A 15,332-nucleotide genomic window follows, 5' to 3' on the forward strand; every position below is an offset into this window, starting at 1 on the left:
GAGGCTTGGACGAGGTATGACCCGCGTCCAGGCCTCAAATGTGTAAACGATGTCCCCGGTTTCAGATGTAAACGATGTCTACGGTTCTACACCCCGATAGCGCCATCAGCCACTCCACCAGCCCCAGGTTAATTGCCTCACTCCCGGCCACCCGGTAAAGTGCCGCTCCCCCCGCAATGCCCGAGGCAGCCCCCATGACCCAGACCTTTGAAATTGCCGTGATCGGTGCCACCGGTACGGTCGGCGAAACCCTGGTGCAGATTCTCGAAGAGCTGGCATTCCCGGTGGGCACCCTGTACCTGCTGGCGGGCAGTAACTCTGCTGGCGCCTCGGTACCGTTTCGCGGCAAGAACGTACGGGTCAAGGAGGTCGACGAATTCGATTTCAGCAAGGCGCAACTGGCCTTCTTCGCCGCAGGCCCGGCAGTCACCCTGAGCTTCGCGCCGCGAGCCACGGCGGCGGGTTGCTCGGTGATCGACTTGTCGGGAGCCTTGCCCGCCGAGCAGGCGCCCCAGGTGGTGCCGGAAGCCAATGCCCATGTCCTCGACGGCCTGGAAAAACCGTTCCAGCTCGGCAGCCCGAGCCCGTCCGCCACCAACCTGGCGGTGGTGCTGGCGCCGTTGCGCGGCTTGCTGGACATCCAGCGTGTCGCCGTCACTGCCAGCCTGGCAGTGTCTGCCCAGGGCCGCGAAGCCGTCAGCGAATTGGCCCGTCAGACCGCCGAGCTCCTGAACGTGCGCCCTCTGGAACCTAAGTTCTTTGACCGGCAAATGGCCTTCAACTTGTTGGCACAAGTCGGCACGCCAGACGCCCAAGGGCATACCGCCTTGGAAAAGCGCCTGGTTCACGAGCTGCGCGCAGTCCTGGAATTACCTTTGCTAAAGATTTCCGCAACTTGCGTTCAAGCCCCGGTGTTTTTTGGCGATAGCCTGACTGTGTCGTTGCAATTGGGCGCGGCGGTCGATCTTACCGCCGTCAACCGCGCATTGGAGGCCGCGCCCGGTATCGAGCTGGTAGAAGAGGGGGATTACCCTACAGCCGTGGGCGACGCAGTCGGCCAGGATGTGGTCTATGTAGGCCGGGTGCGCGCAGGAGTGGATGACGCGGCTGAACTAAATCTGTGGCTGACGTCAGATAACGTACGCAAGGGCGCCGCCCTTAACGCCGTGCAACTGGCGCAGTTGTTGATAAAACGCCTTGCGTAAAAGATACTTGGCGGCAATTTGTAGATTGATTCTAACCAGGCGCTATGCTTGGCCCCAAGCAGGAACAATTGCGCGTCGGTGACCTATCGGCTCGCCATGCCTTATGGCAAGCGGTTACCAACCTTCTCGCAGGCCGGGGAGTGTTCAAACAAAGGATGAGGCTATGGTTCAAGTTCGCAAACTGGTGTTAGCAATAGCGGCCGCCTCGGCGCTGTCCTCCGGTATGGCGCAGGCGCTGCAGCTGGGGGAAATGACCCTTAAATCGAAGTTGAACCAGCCGTTGTCGGTGGAAATCGAATTGCTCGATGTCGGTGGCCTCACGGCGTCCGAGATCACCCCGAGCCTGGCCTCATCCCAGGCGTTCGTGGACGCGGGCGTCGATCGCCAGGCGTTTCTCGATGACCTGACGTTTACCCCGGTCATCAATCCCAGTGGTCGCAGCGTGGTGCGCGTCACCTCCAGCAAGCCGCTGCCGGATTCCTACGTACGTTTCCTGCTGCAGGTGCAATGGCCCAATGGCCGCCTGATGCGCGACTACAGCGTGTTGCTCGACCCTGCCAAGTTCGACCAGTCGACTTCGACCCCCGCAGCACCTGCACCACGCGTGGGAGCGCCCGCCCGCACTGCGCCCGCTGTGAGCAAGCCGGCCCAGCACACCACCACGTCCCGCGACACCCTGTGGGAAATTGCGCAGAAGCACCGCAATGGCGGCTCGGTGCAGCAGACCATGCTGGCCATTCAGGCCCTCAACCCCGACGCCTTTGTCGACGGCAATATCAACCGCCTGAAAACCGGCCAGGTGCTGCGCCTGCCGGACACCGTACAAAGCACGGCGTTGCCGCAACCTCAGGCAATCGCCGAAGTGAGGGTACAAAATGCCGCCTGGCGCCAGGGTCGACGCGGGGCTACCAATCAGGCGGCCGGCAAGCAGCAACTGGACGCCACCAAGCGTGCCCAGGCCGGCAACGCGCCGTCGACCACCAATGCCCAGGACAACCTGAGCCTGGTCTCGGCTGAAGCAGCCAGGAAAGGCGGCAAGGGCAAGGCCGGCGACAGCCAGGTCCTGAGCGACAAGCTGGCGATGACCCAGGAGCAACTGGACACCACTCGCCGCGATAACGAAGAGCTCAAGAGCCGTGCCGCAGATCTGCAAAGCCAGTTGGATAAACTGCAAAAGTTGATTCAACTGAAAAACGATCAACTGGCCCGTTTGCAGGCAGAAAAAGGCGACCCGGCCGTAGCGGCGACGGCAGCGATGCCCGCACAGCTGGCAAGCGACCCGGCCGCCACGCCGGCAGCACCCGCTGCACAGCCCGCCGCGCCAACCCCAACCCCGGCGGCGCCGGCACCTGAGGCGGCTAAACCGGCCGCCGCACCTGACACCACCGAAGGCAAGTTCAATGATCTGCTGACCAACCCGGTTGTCCTCGGTGTGATCGGCGGCGCGGCTGGCCTGGTGGTGTTGCTGCTCCTGCTGCTGTGGGCGCGCCATCGCAACGCCCGTCGTGAAGAGGAGAAGCACTTGCGCATGGCGCGGGCGCTGGCTGAAGAGCCGGAATTTACCTCGAACATCGAACAGGACCTGCCGTCGGACAGTTTCGAAGGCCTCGAAGTGCCGCCGCCGAACGTCAAGCTGGCAGCCGCTCCGGCACCTGCTCCAGTGGTTGCGCCGGCGGTAGCGGTTCCGACGGTTGCCTCCGTGCTCGCGCCGCTGGCCGCTGCCGTGGCCCCGCAAAACGCCAACGATGCCCTGGCGCAAGCCCAGTCCCATATCGACCGTGGTCATCTGAACCAGGCCGCCGATGTGCTGGAGCAAGCGATCAAGCACGAGCCCAAGCGCAGCGACCTGCGGTTGAAGCTGATGGAAGTCTACGGCCTGCAAAGCGACAAGGACGGTTTCGTGACCCAGGAGCGTCAACTGGTGGCCAATGGTGAAAACCATGCCCAGGTCGAGCAGCTCAAGTCGCGCTTTCCTGCGATGGCGGTATTGGCGGCGGGCGTCAGTGCCGCGGTTGCCGCCGCGGCCCTCGACGCGCAGTACGTCAAGGACCTGCTGGAAGACAAACCGGCCGTCCCGGCCACCGAGCCCGATGCACTCGACACCGATTTCGACCTGAGCCTGGATGAGTTGGAGGCGGCTTCGCCAGCCAGCCTGGACGACGAACAGACGTTTGCAGCGCTCCTGGAACAGCAATCGGCGCCCAAGGCCGGCGAGGAAAACCTGTCGGACTTCGACCTGGACCTGCAACTGAATGACCCGGCGTCCGAGCAGTCCGACGACGACTTCCTTTCCGGTCTTGAGGACCAGATGAAGGATGTGTCTGCCGTGGAGCCGCCGACGCTGACCCCATCGGCGCTGGATGACTTCGATTTGCCGGAGGATTTCGACCTGTCCCTGGCGGATGAGCCAGAAGCAGCCGCCAAGCCGGATGCCTTCGCTTCGGAGCTGGACGATGTCAACGCCGAGCTGGATCGCCTGTCCCAGAGCCTGGAAAGTCCGCCCATCGAACCCTCCTTTACCGCCGAGGACGCGGCGCTGGGCGATGATGAGCCGGAGTTCGATTTCCTGTCCGGTACGAATGAAGTGGCCACCAAGCTCGATCTCGCCCAGGCCTATATCGACATGGGGGATGCCGACGGCGCGCGGGACATCCTCTCCGAAGTGCTCACCGAAGGTGATGAGGCGCAGCGCGGCGAGGCCAAGGAAATGCTCGGCAAAATCTGAAGGTCGATGCCGGTGCGGTGTGGGAAGGTCAATCCCCAACAAAAGCGCACGCCACGCAGCTGGCGCATTTATAATGGCCGCCTTCGCGCAACTCATCAGGCTCTCAGTTCTTGGCAAATATAGATAACCCGGCCGCCGAAATGGCGGCCGCTGGCTTTTACCGCATCGCCCTCGGCGTGGAATACAAAGGCTCGCGCTATCGCGGCTGGCAGCGCCAGGCGTCAGGCGTGCTGACGGTGCAGGAAACCCTGGAGAAGGCGCTGTCGAAAGTGGCTGACTCCCCGGTGTCGTTGATGTGCGCCGGGCGTACCGATGCAGGTGTGCATGCCTGCGGTCAGGTGGTGCACTTCGATACCCAGGCCGAACGCACGATGAAGGCCTGGGTGATGGGTGCCAATATCAATTTGCCCCATGACGTCAGCGTCAGTTGGGCCAAGGTCATGCCTGCGCACTTTCATGCGCGCTTCAAGGCGATTGCCCGGCGTTATCGCTATGTGATCTACAACGACCAGATCCGTCCCGCGCACCTCAACGAAGAAATCACCTGGAACCACCGTCCGCTGGATGCCGAGCGCATGGCCGAGGCTGCGCAGCATCTGGTAGGGGTGCATGATTTCAGTGCGTTTCGTGCCGGCCAGTGCCAGGCCAAGTCGCCGATCAAGGAAGTCCACCACCTGCGGGTGACTCGCCACGGCAAGATGATTGTGCTGGACATCCGCGCCGGCGCCTTCCTGCACCATATGGTGCGCAACATTGCGGGCGTATTGATGACCATCGGCACCGGCGAGCGCCCGGTGGAATGGGCCAGGGAAGTGCTGGAAAGCCGCATCCGCCGCACGGGCGGCGTCACGGCGCATCCGTTTGGCCTGTACCTGGTGGATGTGGAGTACCGCGACGAGTTCGAACTGCCGCAGCGTTTCATCGGGCCACACTTCCTCACAGGGTTCAGTGAACTTGGCGGCTGACGCCCGGAAAAGCTTTTGTTACCATCCGGGACTTTATCGGTCCAACCCCTGAGGTTTCTACGACATGCCTGCCGTTCGCAGCAAGATTTGCGGGATTACCCGCATAGAAGACGCGCTGGCGGCAGTCGAGGCGGGGGCGGATGCCATTGGCCTGGTGTTTTATGCCGGGAGCCCGCGGGCGGTGAATGTGTTGCAGGCGCGGGCGATCATTGCGGCGCTGCCGCCGTTCGTGACCACCGTGGGCTTGTTCGTCAACGCCAGCCGCTGCGAACTCAATGAAACCCTGGATGCCGTGCAGCTGGATATGCTGCAATTTCACGGCGACGAAACCCCGGATCAATGTGAAAGCTACCAACGCCCGTATATCAAGGCGTTGCGGGTCAAGGCGGGTGACGATATCGCGAGGGCCTGCGCTGCCTATTCCGGCGCGCGTGGCATTCTGCTGGACACGTATGTCGAAGGCGTACCCGGTGGTACCGGCGAAGCGTTCGATTGGTCGCTGATCCCCGAAGGATTGAGCAAGCCGATCATCCTGGCCGGGGGGCTCAACCCTGGCAATGTCGGTGCGGCGATTCAACAGGTCCGGCCGTATGCCGTGGATGTCAGCGGTGGGGTAGAGCAAGGCAAGGGCATCAAGGATCACGACAGGATTCGCGCATTCATGCACGCGGTGCGCAACAGCAGTGACGGGATGTGACGGCTGGCAGTCTGCCGCCGTCCATAACTACCGCTGTGTAAAACAGCGCGGCGTCGCCTGAGGGCGGCCCGGAAATAATGAAGTGGCAACCTGCACTGGCAGGTTGTCTGGAAGGCTGAGGATGCAGGCTGGAAATGGCAGGTCGAACGTCTGACCCCGTCCAGCCTGCGTCATCGCCACATATGAATTTAGCTCAAGGGCATACGCGGGGCTGTGTTCAAGCCACCGGTACTGGAGAAAGAAAGCATGAGCAACTGGTTAGTAGACAAACTGATCCCTTCGATCATGCGTTCCGAGGTGAAGAAAAGCTCGGTTCCTGAAGGTCTGTGGCACAAGTGCCCATCCTGCGACGCGGTGCTGTACCGCCCCGAGCTGGAAAAGACCCTGGATGTTTGCCCCAAGTGCAACCACCACATGCGTATCGGCGCCCGCGCCCGCATCGACATCTTCCTCGACGCCGACGGCCGTAACGAGCTGGGCGCCGACCTGGAGCCGGTCGACCGTCTCAAGTTCCGCGACGGCAAGAAGTACAAGGACCGCCTGACCGCTGCGCAAAAGCAGACCGGTGAGAAGGACGCGTTGATTTCCGTCAGCGGCAAGCTGCTGGGCATGCCGGTGGTAGTGTCGGCGTTCGAGTTCTCCTTCATGGGCGGCTCCATGGGTGCCATCGTCGGCGAGCGCTTCGTGCGCGCCGCCAACTACGCCCTGGAAAACCGTTGCCCGATGATCTGCTTCGCCGCCTCCGGTGGTGCGCGGATGCAGGAAGCGTTGATCTCCCTGATGCAAATGGCCAAGACCTCTGCGGTGCTGGCGCGTCTGCGCGAAGAAGGCATTCCGTTCATCTCCGTGCTGACCGACCCGGTCTACGGCGGCGTTTCCGCCAGCCTGGCGATGCTCGGCGACGTGATCGTCGGTGAGCCGAAAGCGTTGATCGGCTTTGCCGGCCCGCGCGTGATCGAGCAGACCGTGCGCGAAAAACTGCCGGAAGGCTTCCAGCGCAGCGAGTTCCTGCTGGAGCACGGCGCAATCGACCTGATCATTCCGCGCGGTGAGCTGCGTCCACGCCTGGGTAGCCTGCTGGCGCAGATGATGGGCCTGCCGACACCTGTTTACGTCGCGCCTAAAGTCGAGCCGATCGTTGTGCCGCCGGTGCCTGCGAACCTATGACCCAACGTACCCTGGGCGAATGGCTCGCCTACCTCGAGCAGTTGCATCCGTCCGCCATCGACATGGGCCTGGAGCGCTCGCAACAGGTAGCGGCCCGCCTTGGGTTGGGCCGGCCGGCGCCGCGTGTGATCACGGTGACCGGCACCAACGGCAAGGGCTCTACCTGTGCCTTTGTTGCCGCGCTGCTGCAGGCCCAGGGGCTGAAAGTCGGCGTGTACAGCTCGCCGCACTTGCTGCGTTACAACGAGCGGGTGCAACTCAATGGTGTCGAAGCCAGCGATGAGCAACTCTGCGAAGCCTTCGCCGCACTTGATGCCGGGCGCGGTGAGATTTCCCTGACTTACTTCGAAATGGGCACCCTGGCGGCGTTCTGGCTGTTCGAGCGTGCGCAGCTGGATGTGGTCGTATTGGAAGTGGGCCTGGGCGGGCGCCTGGACACTGTCAACGTGGTGGATGCCGACCTGGCGCTGGTCACCAGTATTGGCGTGGACCATGCCGACTACCTGGGGGATACCCGCGAGTCCGTGGCCTATGAAAAGGCCGGGATTTTCCGCCCGGGCAAGCCTGCGCTGTGCGGTGACCTGGATCCTCCGCAGCCTTTGCTGGACAAGGTGCGTGAGCTGGGCTGCCCATTCTTCCTGCGTGGCCGCGAATTCAATCTTGAAATCGGTGACCGGCACTGGCAGTGGTGCGGCCGGGATGCCCATGGGCAGGCTGTGGAACTGCGTGATCTGCCCTTGCTGAACCTGCCGATGGAGAACGCCGCACTCGCGCTGCAAGCCTATCTGTTGCTGGACCTGCCTTGGCAGGCTGAGCAGATTGCTGCGACGTTGCTGGCGACTCGCGTGGTGGGACGCCTGGATCGCCGGGCGTTCGACTGGCACGGCAAGCGCCTGAACCTGCTGCTGGATGTGGGGCATAACCCCCATGCAGCGCAATACCTGGCCAAGCGCCTGGCACGCACGCCGCCGGTAGGGCGTCGCCTGGCTGTATTCGGTTTGCTCGCCGATAAGGACCTGGAGGGCGTGGTTGCGCCGTTGCTGGACAGCGTCCAGGCTTGGGCGGTAGCGCCGCTGGATACGCCCCGCAGCCGTCCGGCCCATGAACTTGAGATCGTGTTACAGAACCTTGGTGCGCCGGTGGCGTCGTATGCAAGCGTGACTGCTGCCCTGGAGGCGCAGTGCGCGGTAGCGACGGCCGAGGACGAGATTCTGTTGTTCGGATCATTTTATTGTGTTGCCGAGGCGCTTGAGTGGTTGGCCCGGCGCTCCACGGAGGAAGCTGCACATGGCATTACTGGATAGCGCATACAAGCAGCGAATGGTTGGAGCCCTGGTGCTGGTGGCATTGGCGGTGATTTTCCTGCCGATGCTGTTTTCCCGCCAGGACGAGCAGCGCCAGGTGGTTGTCGAGGCTCCGGCTGCGCCCCAGGCACCGGCAGTGCCCCAAGTGCAGGTGGAGCCGGTGGTGGTGCCTGAGCCGCAGGCGTTGCCGGAAGAAGAGCCGGTGCCGACCGATGATGAGGTGGCCGCGCAGCAGGCGCCGTCGATGCCGGTGCAGCCAAGCGTGCCGGTGGTCAAACCGACACCTGCTCCGGCGGTCGCCGCCAAGCCGGCGACACCTGCGCCTGCGCCCAAGCCTGTAGCGCCACAGCCTGCTGCGCCGGGCAAGCCGGATGTTGGGCAAAGCCGTATCGACCCGAATGGTCTGCCGATCAGTTGGTCGATCCAGGTGGCCAGCCTGGGCAACCGTGAAGGCGCCGACGCCTTGCAGAAGAAGCTGCGTGCCCAGGGCTACAATGCCTATATCCGTAGCGCCGACGGCAAGAACCGGGTGTTTATCGGGCCGCTGATCGAGCGCGCCGAGGCGGATCGGCTGCGGGATTTGCTGGACCGTCAGCAAAACCTGAAGGGCTTCGTGACCCGCTTCCAGCCTGAGCGCGGCTGAGTCCGTGGAATGCAATCCAAGGTGGGAGGGGGCAAGCCTCTCCCACATTGGTTTTGCAGTGGGGTTGAAATCCGGCTGGCTCGCCACAAACTATTGATTTGCAAAGCAGCCGCAATCACAGCTTACCGACAGCCCGACGCTCTGCTAAAATGCGCCGCCTTATCCGTCCGTAGGCTCAAACGTGCCATTTACCTGGGTTGACTGGGCGATCGTTGCAATCGTCGCCATCTCCGCTTTGATCAGTCTAAGCCGCGGCTTCGTAAAAGAAGCATTGTCGTTGCTGACCTGGATCATCGCAGGAGTCGTAGCCTGGATGTTCGGCGGTTCGTTGTCGGTCTACCTGGCCGGATACATCGAGACACCTTCGGCTCGCGTCATCGCGGGCTGCGCCATCATGTTCATCGCCACGCTGCTGGTGGGGGCAATGGTCAATTATCTTATTGGCGAGTTGATACGTGTCACCGGCCTCTCCGGGACCGATCGATTTCTCGGCATGGCCTTCGGTGCCGCGCGTGGTGCGTTGCTGGTGGTCGTGGCGGTCGGGCTGTTGAGCCTGGGGCCGGTACAGCAGGATTCGTGGTGGCAGGAGTCGGTACTCGTGCCAAAATTTCTATTGGTTGCAGATTGGTCCAAGAACCTCATATTGGGGTGGAGCAGTCAGTGGCTGGCCAGCGGAATCAGCGTACCCGCTGATCTTCCGTTCAAGGAACACCTCTTGCCGGCCAAAACGCCGCAGTAAGTTGTGTTCAGTCAAGATTCATTAAGTAGGGGTTGCGTCGCATGTGTGGCATCGTCGGTATCGTCGGTAAGTCGAACGTCAATCAGGCGCTGTATGACGCGCTAACCGTCCTCCAGCACCGCGGCCAGGACGCTGCCGGTATTGTGACCAGCCACGACGGCCGGTTATTCCTGCGCAAGGACAATGGCCTGGTACGTGACGTGTTCCATCAGCGTCACATGCAGCGCCTCGTCGGGCACATGGGCATTGGCCATGTGCGTTACCCGACCGCCGGTAGCTCGACGTCGGCCGAAGCTCAGCCGTTCTACGTCAACTCGCCTTACGGCATTACCCTGGCGCATAACGGTAACCTGACCAACGTTGAGCAACTGGCCAAGGAGATTTACGAATCTGACCTGCGCCACGTCAACACCAGCTCCGACTCGGAAGTGCTGCTCAACGTGTTCGCCCACGAGCTGGCCCAGCGCGGCAAGCTGCAGCCGACCGAAGAAGACGTGTTCGCCGCCGTGATCGACGTGCACAACCGTTGCGTCGGCGGTTATGCCGTTGTGGCGATGATCACCGGCTACGGCATCGTCGGCTTCCGTGACCCCCACGGTATTCGCCCGATCGTGTTCGGCCAGCGTCACACCGACGAAGGCGTCGAGTACATGATCGCGTCCGAAAGCGTGTCCCTGGACGTGCTGGGCTTCACCCTGATCCGCGACCTCGCGCCGGGCGAAGCGGTGTACATCACCGAAGACGGCAAGCTGCACACTCGTCAGTGCGCTGTCGCGCCGAAACTCACCCCGTGCATCTTCGAGCACGTCTACCTGGCGCGTCCGGATTCGATCATCGATGGTGTGTCGGTGTACAAGGCACGCCTGCGCATGGGCGAGAAGCTGGCCGACAAGATCCTGCGCGAGCGTCCCGAGCACGACATCGACGTGGTGATCCCGATCCCGGACACCAGCCGCACTGCTGCGCTGGAGTTGGCCAACCACCTGGGCGTCAAGTTCCGCGAAGGCTTCGTGAAAAACCGTTACATCGGTCGTACCTTCATCATGCCGGGCCAGGCTGCGCGTAAGAAGTCGGTGCGTCAGAAGCTCAACGCCATCGAGCTGGAATTCCGCGGCAAGAACGTGATGCTGGTGGACGACTCCATCGTACGCGGCACCACCTGCAAGCAAATCATCCAGATGGCCCGTGAAGCCGGTGCGAAGAACGTGTACTTCTGTTCCGCAGCGCCTGCCGTGCGTTACCCGAACGTGTACGGTATCGACATGCCGAGCGCCCACGAACTGATCGCACACAACCGCACGACCCAGGACGTGGCCGACCTGATCGGCGCCGATTGGCTGATCTACCAGGACCTGCCGGACCTGATCGAGGCGGTCGGCGGTGGCAAGATCAAGATCGAGCAGTTTGACTGCGCCGTGTTCGACGGCAAGTATGTGACCGGTGACGTCGACGAGGCCTACCTGAACAAGATCGAGCAGGCGCGTAACGACTCGTCGAAGATCAAGACCCAGGCGGTCAGCGCGATCATCGATCTGTACAACAACTGAGTAGACACCGGCCCTGAGGGGCCGGTTTTGTATCTTAAATAAAGAATTGAGTAAGGAGTCGCAGCATGAGTCAGGAATGGGATGCCGGTCGGTTGGACAGCGACCTCGATGGCGTAGCTTTCGATACCCTGGCTGTGCGCGCCGGCCAGCACCGTACCCCGGAAGGTGAGCACGGTGACCCGATGTTCTTCACCTCCAGCTACGTGTTCCGCACGGCGGCCGACGCCGCGGCGCGCTTTGCTGGCGAAGTGCCGGGTAACGTTTATTCCCGCTACACCAACCCGACTGTGCGCGCTTTCGAAGAACGTATCGCGGCCCTGGAAGGCTCAGAGCAGGCGGTGGCGACGGCCACCGGCATGGCGGCGATCCTGGCGGTGGTGATGAGCCTGTGCAGTGCCGGTGACCACGTGCTGGTGTCGCGCAGCGTGTTTGGTTCGACCATCAGCCTGTTCGAGAAGTATTTCAAGCGCTTCGGTATCGAAGTGGACTACGTGCCCCTGGCGGATCTGTCCGGCTGGGATGCGGCGATCAAGTCCAACACCAAGCTGCTGTTCGTCGAGTCGCCGTCCAATCCGTTGGCCGAGTTGGTGGATATCGCCGCGTTGTCAGAAGTGGCTCACGCCAAAGGCGCAATGCTGGTGGTCGACAACTGTTTCTGCACGCCTGCCTTGCAGCAGCCGCTGAAGCTGGGCGCGGACATTGTGGTGCACTCGGCCACCAAGTTTATCGATGGCCAGGGCCGTTGCATGGGCGGCGTGGTTGCCGGTCGCAGCGAGCAGATGAAGGAAGTGGTGGGCTTCCTGCGCACCGCCGGCCCGACCCTGAGCCCGTTCAATGCCTGGATCTTCCTCAAGGGCCTGGAAACCCTCAGCCTGCGGATGAAGGCCCATTGCGCCAACGCCCAGGCCCTGGCCGAGTGGCTGGAGCAGCAGGACGGTATCGAAAAAGTGCATTACGCCGGCCTCAAGAGCCACCCGCAGCACGCATTGGCCCAGCGCCAGCAACGTGGTTTCGGCGCCGTGGTGAGTTTTGAAGTGAAGGGCGGCAAAGAGGGCGCCTGGCGCTTTATCGATGCGACGCGCCTGATCTCCATCACGGCCAACCTGGGCGACAGCAAGACCACCATTACCCATCCGAGCACCACGTCCCACGGACGCCTGGCGCCGCAGGAGCGTGAGGCGGCCGGTATCCGGGACAGCCTGATCCGCATCGCGGTCGGCCTGGAAGATGTCGCGGATCTGCAGGCTGACCTGGCTCGCGGGCTGGCTGCCTTGTGATCGAGTGGTCCCTGGAGGCCGCGGCGGCCAGTAATGGGCGCGTCGCCCTGGTGACGGGCGCGGCGCGGGGTATTGGCCTCGGGATTGCGGCGTGGCTGATCAGCGAAGGCTGGCAGGTGGTCTTGACCGACCTCGACCGCGAGCGCGGTTCCAAGGTGTCCAAGGTGCTGGGCGAAAACGCCTGGTTTATCACCATGGACGTGGCTGACGAGAAACAGGTGGCCCAGGGGGTCGCCGAAGTCCTGGGGCAGTTCGGTCGCCTGGACGCGTTGGTCTGTAACGCTGCGGTGGCCGACCCGCACAATATCACCCTGGAGAGCCTCGACCTGGCCTACTGGAACCGCGTGCTGGCCGTTAACCTCAGTGGGCCGATGTTGCTGGCCAAGCATTGTGCGCCCTACCTGCGTGCCCACGGCGGGGCCATCGTCAACCTGGCGTCGACCCGGGCTCGTCAGTCGGAGCCGGATACCGAAGCCTACGCGGCGAGTAAAGGGGGGCTGTTGGCCCTTACTCACGCCTTGGCGATCAGTCTCGGGCCGGAAGTGCGGGTGAATGCGGTCAGCCCTGGCTGGATCGATGCCCGTGATCCAGCTGCGCGGCGTGCCGAGCCTTTGACCGATGCCGATCATGCCCAGCATCCGGCGGGCAGGGTGGGTACGGTAGAGGACGTGGCAGCGATGGTGGCGTGGTTGCTGTCGCGCCAGGCCGGGTTTGTCACCGGGCAAGAGTTTGTGGTGGACGGTGGCATGAGCAAGAAGATGATTTACAGCGAGTAGGGCAGGTCGCCGTCTTGAAGCTATTTTGTCTTTTTCAGAAAAACTTCAAGCAGGCTATTGACTTAGGTCCGCTACCTGCGTAAATTTCGCGGCCTCAACGAAGCAAAGGGTGATTAGCTCAGCTGGGAGAGCATCTGCCTTACAAGCAGAGGGTCGGCGGTTCGATCCCGTCATCACCCACCACTTCTTGAGAGTTTTGCCTTCGGGCAGGACGCAACGTTAAAGGTTGCACCGACGCGCAGCGGTAGTTCAGTCGGTTAGAATACCGGCCTGTCACGCCGGGGGTCGCGGGTTCGAGTCCCGTCCGCTGCGCCATATTTTCCAGGTTCGATTTATCGGGCTTGAGATTGAACAGCCAAGCTGATCGATCAGATGTTCAAGGACGGTTGAGGCGGTTTGCTCGGCCGGTCAAGCGATACGCAGCGGTAGTTCAGTCGGTTAGAATACCGGCCTGTCACGCCGGGGGTCGCGGGTTCGAGTCCCGTCCGCTGCGCCATATCTACCTCAAGGCCCACTGAACGCCTTGAAGCACAAAGAAAGCCACTGGCTACTTTGATCCGATAGCAAAGACCCTGGTCGAAAGACCGGGGTTTTTTGTGTCTGCAATTTGGTAATTTTTTGCGGGAGCCGGCGAACCGGCTCCCATTGATTTGTCAGAAGCCCAGCTTATCCCGCAGCCCGTAATACCAGGCCCCCAGTGCCGCAAACGGTGTGCGCAACAGTTGCCCGCCCGGGAATGGGTAGTGCGGCAGGTCGGCAAACGCATCAAAGCGCTCTGCCTGGCCTCTCAGCGCTTCCGCCAGTACCTTGCCCGCCAGGTGGGTGTACGTCACCCCATGGCCGCTGCAGCCCTGTGAGTAGTAGATGTTGTCGCCCAGGCGACCGACCTGCGGCAAGCGCGACAGGGTCAGCAGGAAGTTGCCGGTCCAGGCGTAGTCGATCTTCACATCCTTGAGTTGCGGGAAGGCCTTGAGCATCTTCGGGCGGATGATTGCTTCGATGTTCGCCGGGTCGCGCGCGCCATACACCACGCCGCCGCCGAAGATCAGGCGCTTGTCACTGGTGAGGCGATAGTAGTCGAGCAGGTAGTTGCAGTCCTCTACGCAGTAATCCTGCGGCAGGAGTGTCCTGGCCAGCTCATCCCCGAGTGGCGCCGTCGTGATCACCTGGGTGCCACAGGGCATCGACTTGGCCGCCAGCTCCGGCACCAGGTTGCCCAGGTAGGCATTGCCCGCGACGATGATGAACTTGGCCCTGACCTTGCCTTCTGCCGTATGGACCACCGGGTTGGCGCCACGCTCGATGCGCACCGCCGCCGATTGTTCGTAGATCGTCCCGCCCAGGGACTCCACGGCGGCGGCTTCACCGAGTGCCAGGTTGAGTGGGTGGATATGGCCGCCACTCATGTCCAGCAGCCCGCCGACATAGTTGTCACAGGCCACGACCTCGCGAATGCGACGCTCGTCCAGCAACTCCAGCTGTGTATGGCCGTAGCGCTCCCACAAGCGTTTCTGCGACTCCAGATGGTCCATGTGCTTGCTGTTGAGTGCCGCGAACACGCCGCCGTCCTTCAGGTCGCACTGGATCTGGTACTTGGCGACCCGCTCGCGAATGATCCTGCCGCCCTCGAACGCCATCTGCCCCAGCAACTGCGCCTGTTGCGGGCCGACGCTGCGCTCGATCACATCAATGTCACGGCTGTAGCTGTTGACGATCTGCCCGCCATTGCGGCCTGACGCGCCAAAACCCACCTTGGCGGCTTCCAGCGCCGTTACGCGAAAACCGTTCTCCAGCAGGAACAGCGCGCTGGACAGGCCGGTATAGCCGGCACCGATCACGCACACATCGGTTTCGACGTCGCCTTGCAACATTGGGCGCGGCGGAACGGCATTGGCGGAAGCGGCGTAATACGACTGGGGGTAGGGGGTGTTCGCCATCCTGGAACCTCTGTTTTATATTTTTTACGAGTGCCCTGATCCTACCTGAGTTGAAAATTGCCTGCCAGCCACCCCAAAAAGTACGGTGCGCCGGCTGCAAATAAATAATTCGCATATTCATAGGGTTAGCTGCAAAAAAGATGTTGACACCCCTCCGGAATTCCGTAGAATGCCGCCTCACAGCAGGCACGTAGCTCAGTTGGTTAGAGCACCACCTTGACATGGTGGGGGTCGTTGGTTCGAGTCCAATCGCGCCTACCAAACAAAATCCGCTCTGCTGGGCGGTCTGGAAGGGTTCACCGAAAGGTGGGCCCTTTTTTGTTCGTGCGATTTATTACTACCCGAAAATC

General features: G+C 62.2%; 12 protein-coding genes and 4 tRNA genes. 15 read left to right on the forward strand and 1 reads right to left on the reverse strand.

What is annotated here, in order from left to right:
• Positions 1-194 precede the first annotated feature (194 nt).
• The 14 genes from C8K58_RS18740 (at position 195) to C8K58_RS18805 (ending at position 13,541) form a co-directional block, all read left to right on the forward strand.
• Positions 195-1,205 (forward strand): aspartate-semialdehyde dehydrogenase, encoded by a 1,011-nt coding sequence (locus C8K58_RS18740; protein ID WP_092354909.1) that lies wholly within the window; start codon positions 195-197, stop codon positions 1,203-1,205.
• 163 nt (positions 1,206-1,368) lie between these two features.
• Positions 1,369-3,930 carry a FimV/HubP family polar landmark protein gene (locus tag C8K58_RS18745; protein ID WP_108574056.1) on the forward strand — a complete coding sequence of 854 codons (2,562 nt, stop codon included), beginning with the start codon at positions 1,369-1,371 and terminating at the stop codon, positions 3,928-3,930.
• Positions 3,931-4,070: 140 nt separating this feature from the next.
• Positions 4,071-4,895 carry a tRNA pseudouridine(38-40) synthase TruA gene (truA, locus tag C8K58_RS18750; protein ID WP_027604074.1) on the forward strand — a complete coding sequence of 275 codons (825 nt, stop codon included), beginning with the start codon at positions 4,071-4,073 and terminating at the stop codon, positions 4,893-4,895.
• A 64-nt stretch (positions 4,896-4,959) separates the two neighbouring features.
• Positions 4,960-5,592, forward strand: a complete 633-nt coding sequence (locus tag C8K58_RS18755; protein ID WP_108574057.1) for a phosphoribosylanthranilate isomerase — start codon at positions 4,960-4,962, stop codon at positions 5,590-5,592.
• Positions 5,593-5,838: 246 nt separating this feature from the next.
• Positions 5,839-6,759 carry an acetyl-CoA carboxylase, carboxyltransferase subunit beta gene (gene accD / locus C8K58_RS18760; RefSeq protein WP_027604076.1) on the forward strand — a complete coding sequence of 307 codons (921 nt, stop codon included), beginning with the start codon at positions 5,839-5,841 and terminating at the stop codon, positions 6,757-6,759.
• Positions 6,756-8,063 (forward strand): bifunctional tetrahydrofolate synthase/dihydrofolate synthase, encoded by a 1,308-nt coding sequence (gene folC / locus C8K58_RS18765; protein ID WP_108574058.1) that lies wholly within the window; start codon positions 6,756-6,758, stop codon positions 8,061-8,063. The genes accD and folC overlap by 4 nt, the downstream gene beginning before the upstream one ends.
• Complete coding sequence (locus tag C8K58_RS18770) at positions 8,047-8,706, forward strand: SPOR domain-containing protein (RefSeq protein ID WP_027604078.1); 660 nt, start codon at positions 8,047-8,049, stop codon at positions 8,704-8,706. The genes folC and C8K58_RS18770 overlap by 17 nt, the downstream gene beginning before the upstream one ends.
• A gap of 181 nt (positions 8,707-8,887) precedes the next feature.
• Positions 8,888-9,445, forward strand: coding sequence for a CvpA family protein (locus C8K58_RS18775; RefSeq protein WP_003192538.1), 558 nt, complete (start codon positions 8,888-8,890; stop codon positions 9,443-9,445).
• A gap of 41 nt (positions 9,446-9,486) precedes the next feature.
• The gene (gene purF / locus C8K58_RS18780) at positions 9,487-10,992 is read left to right on the forward strand and encodes an amidophosphoribosyltransferase (RefSeq protein ID WP_027604079.1); all 1,506 of its coding nucleotides are present in this window, start codon (positions 9,487-9,489) and stop codon (positions 10,990-10,992) included.
• Between the two features lie 65 nt (positions 10,993-11,057).
• Positions 11,058-12,269: an O-succinylhomoserine sulfhydrylase gene (locus tag C8K58_RS18785; protein WP_098479031.1), complete on the forward strand. Its 1,212-nt coding sequence runs from the start codon at positions 11,058-11,060 to the stop codon at positions 12,267-12,269.
• Positions 12,270-12,280: 11 nt separating this feature from the next.
• Positions 12,281-13,045 (forward strand): SDR family oxidoreductase, encoded by a 765-nt coding sequence (locus C8K58_RS18790; RefSeq protein ID WP_027604081.1) that lies wholly within the window; start codon positions 12,281-12,283, stop codon positions 13,043-13,045.
• A 107-nt stretch (positions 13,046-13,152) separates the two neighbouring features.
• Positions 13,153-13,228: transfer RNA gene (locus C8K58_RS18795), tRNA-Val, on the forward strand.
• A 55-nt stretch (positions 13,229-13,283) separates the two neighbouring features.
• Positions 13,284-13,360: transfer RNA gene (locus C8K58_RS18800), tRNA-Asp, on the forward strand.
• 104 nt (positions 13,361-13,464) lie between these two features.
• Positions 13,465-13,541: transfer RNA gene (locus tag C8K58_RS18805), tRNA-Asp, on the forward strand.
• Between the two features lie 157 nt (positions 13,542-13,698).
• Here C8K58_RS18805 and C8K58_RS18810 read toward each other — a convergent pair.
• Complete coding sequence (locus C8K58_RS18810; RefSeq protein ID WP_108574059.1) at positions 13,699-14,982, reverse strand: FAD-binding oxidoreductase; 1,284 nt, start codon at positions 14,980-14,982, stop codon at positions 13,699-13,701.
• Between the two features lie 184 nt (positions 14,983-15,166).
• On the opposite strand from C8K58_RS18810, the gene C8K58_RS18815 reads away from it, so the two are divergent.
• Positions 15,167-15,243 (forward strand) — tRNA-Val (locus C8K58_RS18815).
• The last annotated feature ends 89 nt before the right edge of the window (positions 15,244-15,332 follow it).

Origin of the sequence: Pseudomonas sp. GV047 (assembly GCF_003058245.1) — a bacterium.
GTDB lineage: Bacteria > Pseudomonadota > Gammaproteobacteria > Pseudomonadales > Pseudomonadaceae > Aquipseudomonas > Aquipseudomonas marginalis.

What these genes read in the sequence shown, in the direction of transcription:
- C8K58_RS18740 (WP_092354909.1), top strand. Translation starts at nt 195, where the DNA reads ATGACCCAGACCTTTGAAATTGCCGTGATCGGTGCCACCGGTACGGTC.
- C8K58_RS18745 (WP_108574056.1), top strand. Translation starts at nt 1,369, where the DNA reads ATGGTTCAAGTTCGCAAACTGGTGTTAGCAATAGCGGCCGCCTCGGCG.
- truA (WP_027604074.1), top strand. Translation starts at nt 4,071, where the DNA reads ATGGCGGCCGCTGGCTTTTACCGCATCGCCCTCGGCGTGGAATACAAA.
- C8K58_RS18755 (WP_108574057.1), top strand. Translation starts at nt 4,960, where the DNA reads ATGCCTGCCGTTCGCAGCAAGATTTGCGGGATTACCCGCATAGAAGAC.
- accD (WP_027604076.1), top strand. Translation starts at nt 5,839, where the DNA reads ATGAGCAACTGGTTAGTAGACAAACTGATCCCTTCGATCATGCGTTCC.
- folC (WP_108574058.1), top strand. Translation starts at nt 6,756, where the DNA reads ATGACCCAACGTACCCTGGGCGAATGGCTCGCCTACCTCGAGCAGTTG.
- C8K58_RS18770 (WP_027604078.1), top strand. Translation starts at nt 8,047, where the DNA reads ATGGCATTACTGGATAGCGCATACAAGCAGCGAATGGTTGGAGCCCTG.
- purF (WP_027604079.1), top strand. Translation starts at nt 9,487, where the DNA reads ATGTGTGGCATCGTCGGTATCGTCGGTAAGTCGAACGTCAATCAGGCG.
- C8K58_RS18785 (WP_098479031.1), top strand. Translation starts at nt 11,058, where the DNA reads ATGAGTCAGGAATGGGATGCCGGTCGGTTGGACAGCGACCTCGATGGC.
- C8K58_RS18810 (WP_108574059.1), bottom strand. Translation starts at nt 14,982, where the DNA reads ATGGCGAACACCCCCTACCCCCAGTCGTATTACGCCGCTTCCGCCAAT.